The organism is Klebsiella sp. D-Nf1 (assembly GCF_002810515.1).
Classification (GTDB): Bacteria; Pseudomonadota; Gammaproteobacteria; order Enterobacterales; family Enterobacteriaceae; genus Klebsiella; species Klebsiella variicola.
Genome location: NZ_PIOK01000001.1, coordinates 1,713,397 through 1,726,191, shown reverse-complemented (window position 1 = coordinate 1,726,191; position 12,795 = coordinate 1,713,397). Strand labels below are relative to the sequence as shown.

Sequence of the window (12,795 nt, the reverse complement as noted above, 5' to 3'; positions counted from 1 at the left end):
TTATGGGTGAATTTACGCGCCAGCCTGCGCGGGATATCAAAAGCGCGCTGATCGACAGCGTGCTGGCCGGTCTATGCGCGTTAATTGTCTTTGGCCCGATCGTCGGCGTGGTGCTCAAAGGGTATGGTTTTACCCTCGCGCCCGCGCGGGTGGCGATCCTGGTGGCGGTGGTGATGGCCGGCAGGCTGGCGCTCAGCCTGCTGCTGCAGAGTCGTCGGGGAAAAGCCTTTATTGCCCGCTTTGAGGGGGCGGATGACGGGGTGTACGTCCGGCCGCCGGGCTACCGCTCGCGGCTGCGCTGGATAATGCCGCTGCTGGTGGTCCTGGCCATCGCCTTTCCGCTTCTCGCCAGCAAATATCTGCTGACCGTGGCGATCCTCGGCCTGATCTACGTTCTGCTTGGCCTGGGGCTGAATATTGTGGTGGGCCTCGCGGGCCTGCTCGATCTGGGGTACGTGGCGTTCTACGCCATCGGCGCCTACGGCCTGGCGCTGGGCTACCAGTACCTGGGCCTCGGCTTCTGGGCGATGCTGCCGCTGGGGGCGGTGATGGCGGCCCTCGCCGGGGCGTTGCTGGGCTTTCCGGTGCTGCGCATGCATGGCGACTACCTGGCTATCGTCACCCTCGGCTTTGGCGAAATTATCCGCCTGGTGCTTAACAACTGGGTGAGCTTCACCGGGGGGCCCAACGGCGTACCGGTGCCGTCCCCCACGCTGTTTGGCCTCGAATTTACCCGCCGGGCGAAAGATGGCGGCATCCCCATCCATGAGTTTTTCCACGTCAGCTATAACCCCAACCTGAAATTTATCTTCCTCTACGCCGTGCTGTGCCTGGTGGTGATGCTGGTGCTGCTGGTGAAACATCGTCTGACGCGGATGCCCATCGGTCGCGCCTGGGAAGCGCTGCGCGAGGATGAGATCGCCTGCCGGGCAATGGGGCTCAACCACGTGCTGGTGAAGCTCTCGGCGTTTATGCTCGGCGCGTCGACCGCCGGCATCGCGGGGGTGTTCTTCGCCAGCTATCAGGGATTTGTTAACCCGACGTCGTTCACCTTTTTTGAGTCGGCGCTGATCCTGGCGATTGTGGTGCTGGGGGGAATGGGCTCCACCCTCGGGGTGGTGCTGGCGGCGTTTGTGCTGACGGTCACTCCGGAGTTGCTGCGCGGTTTTGACGAATATCGGGTGCTGCTGTTCGGCGTGCTGATGGTGGTGATGATGATCTGGCGGCCGCGCGGCCTGGTGCGCACCAGCCGCAGCGGGGTCGCGTTGCGAAAAGGAGTCGCGCCATGACCGACAGCATCTTACGCGTTGAGCATCTGATGATGCATTTCGGCGGCATCAAAGCGCTGAATGATGTCAATCTGGAGGTGGAGCGGGGGTCGATCACCGCCCTGATCGGCCCCAACGGCGCGGGCAAGACCACAGTGTTTAACTGTCTGACCGGTTTTTACCGGGCGACGGGGGGGAGCATCGTGCTGCGGGCGCGGGAAAAGGTCACCGATGTCATTCAGGTGCTGGGGCAGAAGCTTCACCCGGACGATTTTCTCCACCCGGCGCAGCTGGGGAGGCGGATCTATTACAAGATGTTCGGTGGCACCCATCTGGTGAACCGCGCTGGCCTGGCGCGCACCTTTCAGAATATACGTTTATTTCGCGAGATGTCGGTGATTGAGAACCTGCTGGTGGCCCAGCATACCCAGGTTAACCGCCATCTGCTGGCCGGGATCCTCAATACCCGCGGGTATCGGCAGGCGGAGAGTCAGGCGCTGGATCGCGCTTTTTACTGGCTGGAGGTGGTGGAGATGGTGGACTGCGCCAACCGTCTGGCGGGGACCCTCTCCTACGGACAGCAGCGACGGCTGGAGATCGCCCGCGCCATGTGTACCCGCCCGGAGATGATCTGTCTGGATGAGCCGGCCGCCGGTCTCAACCCAGTGGAAACCCAGGCGCTGAGCCGGATTATTCGCTTTCTGCGCCAGCAGCACGGCATCACGGTGCTACTGATCGAACATGATATGGGGATGGTGATGGAGATTTCGGATCATATCATCGTCCTCGATCACGGGGACGTCATCGCCCGCGGCGCGCCGCAGGCGATCCAGGCCAACGCCAGCGTGATTGCCGCCTATCTTGGCGCTGAGGAAGAGGAGACGCGCCGATGAGCCAGCCATTGCTTGCCTTTGATGAGGTGGATGTCTTCTACGGGCCGATCCAGGCTCTGAAGCAGGTCTCCCTCACCGTCAACGAGGGGGAGACGGTGGCGCTGATCGGCGCCAACGGCGCCGGTAAATCAACACTGCTGATGTCGGTCTTCGGCCAGCCGCGCATTGCCGGCGGGGAGATTTTCTATCGCGGGGAGGCGATCAGCCGGAAATCGACTCACTTTATCGCCAGCAACGGCATCGCCCAGGCCCCGGAAGGGCGGCGCATCTTTCCCGATATGACTGTCGAGGAGAACCTGCTAATGGGGACCATTGCCATCGGCAACCGCTATCAGGCCGAAGACAAGGCGCGGATGTACCAGCTGTTCCCCCGGCTGGAAGAGCGGCGGGGACAGCGGGCGATGACCCTCTCCGGCGGCGAGCAGCAGATGCTGGCCATCGCCCGGGCGCTGATGAGCCGACCGCGCCTGCTGCTGCTGGATGAGCCGAGCCTGGGGCTGGCGCCGCTGGTGGTGAAGCAGATTTTTCAGATCCTGCGCGAGCTGACGGCCCAGGGGATGACGCTGTTTCTGGTGGAGCAGAATGCGCGCCATGCCCTTAACCTGTCGGACCGCGCCTATGTGATGGTGAACGGTCAGATCCGCCTGAGCGGCAGCGGCCAGGCGCTGCTCAACGACCCGGAGGTGCGTAAGGCATATCTGGGGATCAGCGGCTGAGGGGGTTATTCCCGCGGTTCGTTACGGGTTTTAATGTGCTGCCAGAAACGTTCGGCGGCCTGGTTAAGCCGCGAGCCGGAGCGGTAGAGCCAGGCGCCGATCGGCAGCGACAGGCGGTCATCGAGGATCGTCAGTCGGCCTTCGTCCAGCTCGCGCTGAATAGAGTATTGCGGCAGCCAGCCCACGCCGTCGCCATTGAGGATCATGCGCTTGAGCAGCTCACTCATGGAAGAGACGAAGGTGAGGGAGAAGGTGATCTCCGGCGTACGGTCGATGACCTGGTTGACCTGGCGCCCCATATAGCTGTCGTTGGCGTATTTCATCAGCGGCAGCACGCCGCGATGTAAATGAAACAGCGGGCGGCCATGTTCGTCGCAGGGGGAGACCAGGTGCAGGTAAGAATCAAAAATTTTATGATTAATAAACGGATAGTTCATTAATTCTTCATTATAGAAGGAGAGGATAAAATCGCTTTTTCCCTCTTTCAGATTAAATACGGCGTCGTTGACGTTAATCGATTCAACATGAAAAGTCTTATTTTTACGGTCGGTGTAACCGGCGATGATTTCCGGCAGCAATAACACCGACAGCGAAGGGGCCGCGTCGATTCTTATTTTCTGGGTCGTGTTATTTAACCCCTTAATACGACTGATCTGAAAATCCATGTCATCGAGCATATTTCGCGCATAGCCGACAAAAATTTTCCCGCGGTTGGTCAATTGCAGGGGGTTGGCGCTACGATCAAAGATGCTGAATCCGAGGGAGGCCTCCAGCGACTGGATGCGACGGCTGAACGAGGACTGAGAGATGTTGCGGGCTTTGGCCGCCAGGGTAAAGCTGCGCGACTCCTCGAGGGCAATCACATCATACAGCCATTTTACTTCCAGATTTGCCAACACCGATCCAGTCCTCAAAAACGTAATAAAGGCTATGCAATTTTAGCATAGCGCATAGAAACTATGCAATTAACATAATTATCGACAGGTGTTAACATTTTTTGGAAAGTTGAGATTTATGAATGCATATCGGCGACCCTACATGAGCACGATATGAAATCGCGACTCACGGTTATTTATTGCTTTATTTTATTGTCCAGGACTTATCTTATTAAATCGCTGGCGACGATGACGAAAGCAATGAATAACCCAGGCCTCTTACCTTAAATAGTTTGTCAGGAGTTCCATGTCACAACAAATTGAATCAGTTAAAATGGCTCTGCAGGAGCTGGGGATTAATGCAAGCGGCGAATTCTTTTACAACCCTGATTACGATTTGCTTATTGCACATGAAACCGCTCCTGAGCTGACCGGCGCGGCCCGCGGCGTGATGACCGACTCTGGCGCTGTGGCTGTTGATACCGGGATCTTCACCGGCCGTTCACCGCGCGATAAATACATCGTCCGCGACGAACAGACTCGCGACACCGTCTGGTGGGCAGACTCCGGCCTCGGCCGCAATGACAATAAGCCGTTATCGCCAGAAGTGTGGAGCAGCCTGAAAAACCTGGTCGCGGGCCAGCTGAGCGGTAAAAAACTGTATGTCATCGACGCCTGGTGTGGCGCCAGCCCGGACACCCGTCTTGGCGTACGCTTCGTCACCGAGGTGGCGTGGCAGGCCCACTTTGTCAAAAACATGTTTATCGTGCCGAGCGCCGACGAGCTGGCCAGCTTTACGCCAGACTTCGTGGTGCTCAACGGCGCGGGCTGCACCAATGCCAACTGGCAGGCGCAGGGGATGAACTCCGAGAACTTCGTCGCCTTTAATCTCAGCGAGCGTATTCAGCTCATCGGCGGCACCTGGTACGGCGGCGAAATGAAGAAAGGGCTGTTCTCGGTTATGAACTACCTGCTGCCGCAGAAAGGCATCGCGTCGATGCACTGCTCGGCCAACCGTGGCGAAGCAGGGGACGTGGCGCTGTTCTTCGGCCTCTCCGGTACCGGCAAAACCACCCTGTCGACCGATCCGCATCGTCAGCTGATTGGCGATGACGAGCACGGCTGGGACGATGACGGCGTGTTTAACTTTGAAGGCGGCTGCTACGCCAAGACCATCAATCTCGACCCGCAGGCGGAGCCGGAGATTTATGGCGCCATCCGCCGCAATGCGCTGCTGGAAAACGTGGTGGTGCGCGCTGACGGCAGCGTGGATTATGCCGACGGCAGCAAAACCGAAAACACCCGCGTCTCCTATCCGCTGTCGCATATCGACAACATCGTCAAGCCGGTGTCCCGCGCGGGCCATCCGTCGAAGGTGATTTTCCTGGCCGCCGACGCGTTTGGCGTCCTGCCGCCGGTCTCCCGTCTGACCACCGAGCAGATGCAGTACCATTTCCTGTCGGGTTTCACCTCAAAGCTGGCGGGCACCGAGCGCGGCATTACCCAGCCGACGCCGACCTTCTCCGCCTGCTACGGCGCGGCGTTCCTGCTGCTTCACCCGACCCAGTACGCCAGCGTACTGGCGGCGAAGATGGCGGAATCCGGTGCCGAAGCCTGGCTGGTCAATACCGGCTGGAACGGCGAGGGCAAACGCCTGTCGCTGCGCGATACCCGCAGCATCATTAGCGCGATCCTCAACGGCACTACCGGCCCGCTGCGCGAGGAGGCCATCCCGGTGTTCGGTCTTGCGATCCCGCAGAGCATTCCAGGGGTAGACAGCGCGGTGCTGGATCCGCGTAATGGCTGGAGCTCAGCGGATAAGTGGCAGGAGAAGGCCGAGAGCCTGGCTCAGCTGTTTATGGATAACTTTAAGCAGTACAGCGATACCGAAGCGGGCGCGCGTCTGGCGCTGGCCGGTCCGCAGCTGCAGAATAGCGCGGTCGAAGCCTGATCCGCGGCCAGCAGGTCGACGCCTGGCGCCGACCTGCTGGCGAGCCGCTTTACTCCGCAAAGGCCCGCAGCGCATCGCCCGTGAGGCGATAACGCACCCACTCATCCTGCGGCTGCGCGCCAATGCTCAGATAGAAATCAATCGCCGGCTGGTTCCAGTCGAGCACGCTCCACTCCAGACGCCCGCACTGACGCTGTACAGCATATTGCGCGATGGTTTTCAGCAGCGCTTTTCCGGCGCCGATCCCGCGATAGTCGGGGGTGACGTACAGATCCTCCATATAGATACCATTGCGTCCAAGCCAGGTGGAGTAGCTGGTGAAGAACACCGCGTAGCCCACCGCTTTACCCGCCACCTCGCAGATCAGCGCTTCGGTTTTGCTGCCGCTGGCAAACAGCGTCTCTCTGATCTCCTCTGCCGTCGTCACCACCTCTTCAGGGGCTTTCTCGTAGACCGCGAGTTCATAAATCATGTCGTAAATAGCGGTGGCGTCGTCCGGGGTGGCCTGGCGGATCGTGATGCTCATGGGGCGTCCTGTATCAATAGTCAAAAGAGAGCAAAATTGCTGACCCTGAGGATAAGCGGTATTGTGAAAAGAATTAAGTGCAATGAAATCAGCAAACGATGAATATTATGCATCCTGTCCTGCGCCGGATTGACCTCAACCTGCTGCCAGTCTTTGACGCGGTCTATCGCTCCCGCTCGGTGCGCCTGGCGGCGGAAGAGCTGGCAATGAGCACCTCGGCGCTGAGCCATGCGCTTTCCCGGCTGCGCAGCGCCCTCAACGATCCGCTGTTCTACCGCGAAGGCCACCGGATGTGCCCCAGCGTCTATGCCAGCCAGCTGGCGCCCTCGATTGCTTCGGCGCTGAAGTTTCTCAACCAGGAGCTGACGCCGCCGGCGGCGTTTGTGCCGGCCGCCAGCACCGACTGCATGCAGATTGCGATCACCGATTTCACCGCGTTCTGCGTCTTTCCGACGCTGATGCACCACCTGCAGCGCGAGGCGCCCGGGCTGCGTTTTGAACTCCGTTATCTGCCCCACAGCCCGGCGCTGACCGAGCTGCTGGCGGGCGAGGTCGATCTTGCCCTCGGGTTCAATACCCCCGACCAGCCAGCCCATCCCGATCTCGAGGAGATTAACTGGCTGCGGGACGAATATGTGGTCATCAGCCAGGCCGACCGGACGGCGCTGACCCTCGACGCCTACCTTGCGGCCCGACATCTGGTGGTGACCCCGTGGAATGAACAGCAGGGGGTGCTGGATTGCGAACTGGAACGGCAGGGGTATTCCCGGCAGGTGGCGATGAAAACCCCCTCGATGCTGAGCGCGCCCTTTATTATTGAGCAGAGCGACCTGTTGATGGCGCTGCCCCGGCGAGCGGCGGAGACGATGGCCCGCGCCGCCCGGCTGACCATTTTCCCGCTGCCGTTTCCGGTTCCGCCGTTTGACGTCAAGATTTACGCCCACCAACGCAGCGGGAAACGCGAGGCTACCCGCTGGCTGATCGCTCTGTTGCAGACGCTGGTGGGGGAGTCTGCCGCGTCCGCTTCCTGACGCGCTTTGCGGCCGGCAGCGTGTATCCTCACCCCAGGCCAGGGTTTTTATGCCGTCAACCCACGGCGACGTACCCTGGCCTCGGTCACAAAACGGAAAACTGACTTTTTCGCCGTCACCCGCGGCGTGGTTAGCACGGCATGTGTTAAATGATTGTATGTAAAAGTAATGTTAATTAGTTAAATGTTATTCATGCGTAAAATGCATTAATGGATGCGTTTATTACGCTTATTTCGTTCCCGGTTCTGTTTCAGTCTTCAGCAACAGGCGCGCGACAACGCGTGGATAACAAACTGGAGACCTGCATGCATTCAACAACCTCACTGATGAGTACCCGTGACCGGATCGGCGCCATCCTGCGCGTCACGTCCGGTAACTTTCTCGAACAGTTCGACTTTTTCCTGTTCGGGTTTTATGCCACCTACATCGCACATACCTTTTTTCCGGCGAGCAGTGAATTCGCCTCGCTGATGATGACCTTCGCGGTCTTTGGCGCTGGCTTTTTGATGCGCCCCATCGGCGCCATCGTTCTTGGCGCCTACATCGACAAGGTGGGGCGGCGCAAGGGACTGATCGTCACCCTGTCGATCATGGCCACCGGCACCTTCCTGATCGTGCTGATCCCCTCTTACCAGACCATTGGCCTGTGGGCGCCGCTGCTGGTGCTGATCGGCCGTCTGCTGCAGGGCTTTTCCGCTGGCGCTGAGCTGGGCGGGGTGTCGGTCTATCTGGCCGAGATCGCCACGCCGGGCCGCAAAGGCTTTTACACCAGCTGGCAGTCGGGTAGTCAGCAGGTTGCCATTATGGTGGCGGCCGCGATGGGCTTTGCCCTCAACGCGGTGCTGGAGCAGAGCGCCATCAGCGACTGGGGCTGGCGCATTCCGTTCGTCTTCGGCTGCCTGATCGTACCGTTCATTTTTGTCCTGCGCCGTAAGCTGGAGGAGACCCAGGAGTTTACGGCCCGCCGCCATCATCTGGCGATGCGCCAGGTGTTCGCCACGCTGCTGGCGAACTGGCAGGTGGTTATCGCCGGGATGATGATGGTGGCGATGACCACCACCGCGTTCTACCTGATCACCGTCTATGCGCCGACCTTTGGTAAAAAGGTGCTGATGCTCAGCGCCTCTGACAGCCTGCTGGTTACGCTGCTGGTGGCGATTTCCAACTTCTTCTGGCTGCCGGTGGGCGGGGCGCTGTCTGACCGCTTTGGCCGCCGACCGGTGCTGATTGCCATGACCCTGCTGTCGCTGGCTACCGCCTGGCCTGCACTGACCATGCTGGCGAACGCGCCGAGCTTTTTGATGATGCTGAGCGTGCTGCTGTGGCTGTCGTTTATCTACGGCATGTACAACGGGGCAATGATCCCGGCGCTGACCGAAATTATGCCCGCCGAAGTGCGCGTGGCAGGTTTCTCGCTGGCCTACAGCCTGGCGACCGCGGTATTTGGCGGCTTCACGCCGGTGATTTCCACGGCGCTGATCGAGTATACCGGTGATAAAGCATCTCCCGGCTACTGGATGAGCTTTGCCGCGGTCTGCGGCCTGCTGGCCACCTGCTACCTCTATCGCCGTAGCGCCGTTGCGCTGCAGACAGCACGTTAATCAGGGAGAAGATGATGCGTAAAACGACAGGAACCCTGCTGGCCACGCTGCTGCTGGCCGCCACCGGCGGCAGCGCGCTGTCCGCTGAGGTCACCGTGATGATCTCCGGCGGCTTCAAAGCGGCGCTGGAAAAGCTGGCTCCGGCGTGGGAAAAACAAACCGGCAACCACCTCGTGGTGATCCCCGGCCCGTCGATGGGGAAAACGCCGCAGGCGATCCCTAACCGCCTGGCGCGGGGCGAACACGCGGACGTGGTGATTATGGTCGGGGACGCGCTGACCAGCCTCGAGAAAGCGGGCCGTACGCAACCGGATTCGCGCCGGGAGCTGGCCGACTCGCCGATCGGCGTGGTGGTGAAGGCAGGGGCGCCGCTGCCGGCTATCCATAGCGCAGACCAGCTGCGGGCGACGCTGCTGGCGGCGCCGTCGGTCGCGTACTCCGACAGCGCCAGCGGACGCTATGTCAGCTCGACGCTGTTCCACACCCTGGGCATTGATGACGCGATGCAGAGCAAAGCGCAGATGGTGGAGCGCATTCCGGTGGCCTCGGAAGTGGCGAAGGGACGGTATGCGATCGGTTTTCAGCAGGTGAGCGAGCTGCTGCCGGTACCCGGCGTGACCTTCGTTGGTGAACTGCCGGATAACCTGCAGTACATCACCCGCTTTGCCGGGGCGGTGACCATCAGCGCCGACCACCCGCAGGAAGGCAAGGCGCTGCTGACGTATCTGGCCTCACCGGCGGCGCAGGAGACCATCCACGCCACCGGCATGCGAAGCGCGGCCGCCGCCGCGCCGGTCAGCCAGAAGGATACTGTTCAATAATCAGCTTCTCCAGCTCTGCCGCCACGTAGGACTGAATACGGCCGCTGAGACGGATCAGGCCTACCGTGCGCGTGACCACCGGGTCAGTGAGCGGCACAGCGCGGAGAACGGAATGCTCCCCGGCGGGCATTGACATCGCGGGCACGGCGGCAATGCCGATGCCCGCTTCCACCATCCCCAGCATCGTGGTGACGTGGCGGGTTTCGCAGATACTTGGCCGCGCCGGCGTTAGATGCGCCAGCTCCCGGTCGAGTAGCGTCCGGTTGCCCGAGACCCGATCCAGGCCAATATAATCCTGTTCAAAATACGCCTGCCAGCTAAGGTGCGTCTTGCGCGCCAGCGGATGATCGTACCGACAGGCGGCCACATAGCGGTCGTCGGCCAGTGGGGTGAATTCGAGACTGGCTGGCAGGTTTTTGGCAAAACAGAGGCCAAAGTCAGCCTGTCCGCTGCTGACGGCCTCGATCACATTGCCGACGCTGCTGTCAATCAACCGGATGCGCACCTGGGGATAACGCGCCTGAAAGCTGCGAATGATTTCCGGCATAAAGTAGTAGGCGGCGGAGGGCACCGTCGCCACCGTCACCAGCCCGGTGCGCGCCTTGCTGACCTGGCTGATATCCGCCAGCACCGTCTCGACATGGGCCAGCAGCTGCTCCGAACGTTCGGCAAAATTTTGCCCATACAGCGTGAGGGTCACCCGCCGGGTGGTACGCTCGAACAGCCGGTTGCCCAGCGCCGTCTCCAGCTTTTCGATGCGTCGGCTAAGGGCCGACTGCGACAGGCAGATGGATTCGGCCGCCAGCCGAAAACTGCCATATTCCATCAGGGCGCGAAAGGCGTAGAGATCGTTGAAGTCAAAATTTACGGGCATGGCGGCGGCATCCTTATCGGCTGTCTGGCGCCATCGCCCCGTCCGGCGAGGGGCGATGGCGGGTCGCATATCGGGCAGGTCTTCGGGCGCGCGGGAAACCGCGCGCCGGGGCTTACACCTTAAGCAGTTTTACCGTGGCATCGATATCGATTTCGTCTTCCGAGAAGATCAGAGTTGTCCCCTGAAAGGTGGTGATCGCCAGCTTTTTCACCGAGCGCATCTCCCCCGACTGCACCGCGGATTTTGGCCGGATGCTGTTCATCAGCAGCCCGACCGACAGCACGGCGTTTTCTTTATCGACGCGGGTCTCGACCGGCTCTTCTTCCCGGTACACCACATAGGATTTGATGGAGGTCAGCTTCAGCCGCTCGCCGGCGATATAGATATATTTGCTCTCCGGAATGACCTTCACCGCGTAGGCCGACAGCCCTTTATTGTTGGTGGTAGGTTCGAAAGTCACCGCCGCGTCTTTCTTGATAAGATCAGGATTGGCGACCTTAATCACGTGAAAATAACGATTTTCGCCGTTTTCATCTTTGATAAATCCAAAACCTTTATCTTTAAACCACGTTGTGATTGTTCCGTTCATCGCCATTACCGTATTACTCGTTGGTTAACACAAATTTTGCAGCGCGCAGTGTAAAGCACATTGCCTGTGCAGGCCATGCCTTTGCGATAAGTGTGGGTGATAAATGGCGCCGCCGCGAGGGCGGATTGTGCGCCAGCGTCGTGCCGGCGGCCAAAATGGGGTACTATCGCCAGCCACTCCTTCTTCGGGCCGCCTGATGTCCACCATTATCGATACCTTTGTCGCGCCGCCGTGCCGCGAACAGATCACCCTCTTGTATCAGGATGAACACCTGCTGCTGATCAATAAACCGGCCGGGCTGCTGAGCCTGTCGGGTAAAGATCCACGCAACCTCGACTCCGTGCATCACCGGCTGGTTCAGCGCTTTCCGGGTTGCACCCTGGTGCACCGCCTGGACTTCGGCACTTCCGGCCTGATGGTCATCGCCCGCAACAAGGGCATTAACGCCTTGCTGTGCCAACAGTTCAGCCAGCGCACGGTGGACAAGGTCTATACGGCGCTGCTGTGTGGCCATCTGGTGGAAGACGAGGGGATAGTGGAGGCGGCGATCGCCAAAGATCCGGCCCGTTTCCCGCGCATGTCATTGTGCGCCCGGCACGGCAAACCGGCGCGTTCGCGCTATCGGGTCATCGACCGCCTGTATCAGTCACGGGAAGGAGAGAGGGCGCTGGCGTTGACGCGGGTGGCGCTCACCCCGGAGACCGGGCGCACCCATCAGCTGCGCATCCACTGCCAGCTGCTGGGCTATCCGATCCTTGGCTGCGATCTGTACGGCGGCCGGGAGCTGCCTGGCACGGAACAGGCTCCGCGGCTGATGCTGCACGCCAGCGAACTCCGCTTTGTCCACCCCGTCAGCCATGAGCCGATGCATATCCAGCAGGCGAGCCCGTTTTGATTGCCCGCGGCGGGAAAGCCCCGGGTTACCACATCAGATCGTCGGGCACCTTAAAGTCGGCATACGGATCGTCTTCATCCTGTTCATCCTGACTCAGGGCGCTGTGCAACACGATGCTGCTGGCGTCGCGCTGGGCAATTTTCTCAGCCACCACCGCCGGAATAATCGCGTATTCACCTTCGGGCTTGTTATCCACCGCCAGGCGGGCAATCGCCAGGCGGCCGTTAATCAGCTGGGTCTGGGTGAGCTTGTCGACCATGATTTTTTTGATCAGATTATTATCGGTAAAGTTAAAGCCGATATCGCCCCGGGCGACCGTAATGCGGTTCATCTCAATCAGCTGCTTCACCTGGGCTTTATACTCTTTCGCCAGGGCTGCCTGCTTTTGCTGCTCGCTGAGCTGCTTATCGCGCTCAAGCTGAGCTTTTTTATTTTCTTCCACCGCTTCCCGGGCCTCACGGGCCTGAACGCGGGATTTTTTCGCCGTTCTCTGGACTTTAGCCATTTTTTTGCTGCTGACCAGGCCGGCTTTGAGCATCTGCTCTTGTAAGGTGAGTTTTGTCATCTGCGTGTCTGAAACTGAGGAAACATCTGCCAAGTATACCTGCATTGGCCGAAACGACGCCAGACTACCAACCGTTCGTTACCCCGATTAGCCTGACAGCCCCCCGCCGAAGCCGCGTTAACCCAGCCTCGCAGGCCCATCTTTCCCGTCCCCGGCGAAGGATCTTCACCACCATTTTTGGCAAGCCGAC

13 protein-coding genes are annotated in these 12,795 nt (G+C 60.1%); 8 read left to right on the top strand and 5 right to left on the bottom strand.

The genetic code is table 11. The annotated features are described in order from the left end of the window. The first annotated feature begins 2 nt into the window (after positions 1–2). From livM to CWM54_RS08465, 3 genes are read left to right on the top strand one after another with little or no spacing between them, the layout of a single operon-like run. On the top strand, positions 3–1,289 hold the full coding sequence (gene livM, locus CWM54_RS08475) for a high-affinity branched-chain amino acid ABC transporter permease LivM (RefSeq protein WP_061154165.1): 1,287 nt from the start codon (positions 3–5) through the stop codon (positions 1,287–1,289). After that, complete coding sequence (locus CWM54_RS08470; RefSeq protein ID WP_004148803.1) at positions 1,286–2,161, top strand: ABC transporter ATP-binding protein; 876 nt, start codon at positions 1,286–1,288, stop codon at positions 2,159–2,161. Before livM ends, CWM54_RS08470 begins: the two co-directional genes overlap by 4 nt. After that, a complete protein-coding gene (locus CWM54_RS08465; RefSeq protein ID WP_023290181.1) occupies positions 2,158–2,877 on the top strand; it encodes an ABC transporter ATP-binding protein in 720 nt (239 codons plus the stop codon). Before CWM54_RS08470 ends, CWM54_RS08465 begins: the two co-directional genes overlap by 4 nt. A 5-nt stretch (positions 2,878–2,882) precedes the next feature. Here CWM54_RS08465 and CWM54_RS08460 read toward each other — a convergent pair whose 3' ends face one another. Next, positions 2,883–3,776: a LysR substrate-binding domain-containing protein gene (locus CWM54_RS08460; RefSeq protein WP_008804342.1), complete on the bottom strand. Its 894-nt coding sequence runs from the start codon at positions 3,774–3,776 to the stop codon at positions 2,883–2,885. Positions 3,777–4,059: 283 nt separating this feature from the next. Here CWM54_RS08460 and pckA point away from each other — a divergent pair, with 283 nt between their 5' ends. Continuing rightward, entirely contained in the window at positions 4,060–5,703 is a 1,644-nt protein-coding gene (gene pckA, locus CWM54_RS08455; protein WP_100696730.1) for a phosphoenolpyruvate carboxykinase (ATP), read from the top strand. Positions 5,704–5,752: 49 nt separating this feature from the next. Here pckA and CWM54_RS08450 read toward each other — a convergent pair whose 3' ends face one another. Next, a complete protein-coding gene (locus CWM54_RS08450; protein ID WP_008804344.1) occupies positions 5,753–6,229 on the bottom strand; it encodes a GNAT family N-acetyltransferase in 477 nt (158 codons plus the stop codon). Positions 6,230–6,327: 98 nt separating this feature from the next. On the opposite strand from CWM54_RS08450, the gene CWM54_RS08445 reads away from it, so the two are divergent. The 3 genes from CWM54_RS08445 (at position 6,328) to CWM54_RS08435 (ending at position 9,682) form a co-directional block, all read left to right on the top strand. Continuing rightward, a complete protein-coding gene (locus CWM54_RS08445; protein ID WP_100696728.1) occupies positions 6,328–7,260 on the top strand; it encodes a LysR family transcriptional regulator in 933 nt (310 codons plus the stop codon). A gap of 305 nt (positions 7,261–7,565) precedes the next feature. Then, the gene (locus tag CWM54_RS08440; protein WP_100696932.1) at positions 7,566–8,861 is read left to right on the top strand and encodes an MFS transporter; all 1,296 of its coding nucleotides are present in this window, start codon (positions 7,566–7,568) and stop codon (positions 8,859–8,861) included. An 11-nt stretch (positions 8,862–8,872) separates the two neighbouring features. Next, the gene (locus CWM54_RS08435) at positions 8,873–9,682 is read left to right on the top strand and encodes a substrate-binding domain-containing protein (protein ID WP_165785903.1); all 810 of its coding nucleotides are present in this window, start codon (positions 8,873–8,875) and stop codon (positions 9,680–9,682) included. Here CWM54_RS08435 and CWM54_RS08430 read toward each other — a convergent pair. Next, entirely contained in the window at positions 9,657–10,556 is a 900-nt protein-coding gene (locus CWM54_RS08430; protein WP_008804348.1) for a LysR family transcriptional regulator, read from the bottom strand. The genes CWM54_RS08435 and CWM54_RS08430 overlap by 26 nt on opposite strands. Before the next feature lie 112 nt (positions 10,557–10,668). Continuing rightward, positions 10,669–11,151, bottom strand: a complete 483-nt coding sequence (locus tag CWM54_RS08425) for a cold-shock protein (protein ID WP_061154172.1) — start codon at positions 11,149–11,151, stop codon at positions 10,669–10,671. 190 nt (positions 11,152–11,341) lie between these two features. On the opposite strand from CWM54_RS08425, the gene CWM54_RS08420 reads away from it, so the two are divergent. Then, a complete protein-coding gene (locus CWM54_RS08420; protein WP_100630702.1) occupies positions 11,342–12,040 on the top strand; it encodes an RluA family pseudouridine synthase in 699 nt (232 codons plus the stop codon). A gap of 25 nt (positions 12,041–12,065) precedes the next feature. Here the strand turns inward: CWM54_RS08420 and CWM54_RS08415 are convergent, their stop codons facing one another. Continuing rightward, the gene (locus tag CWM54_RS08415) at positions 12,066–12,605 is read right to left on the bottom strand and encodes a DUF2058 domain-containing protein (RefSeq protein ID WP_100630701.1); all 540 of its coding nucleotides are present in this window, start codon (positions 12,603–12,605) and stop codon (positions 12,066–12,068) included. Between the last annotated feature and the right edge of the window lie 190 nt (positions 12,606–12,795).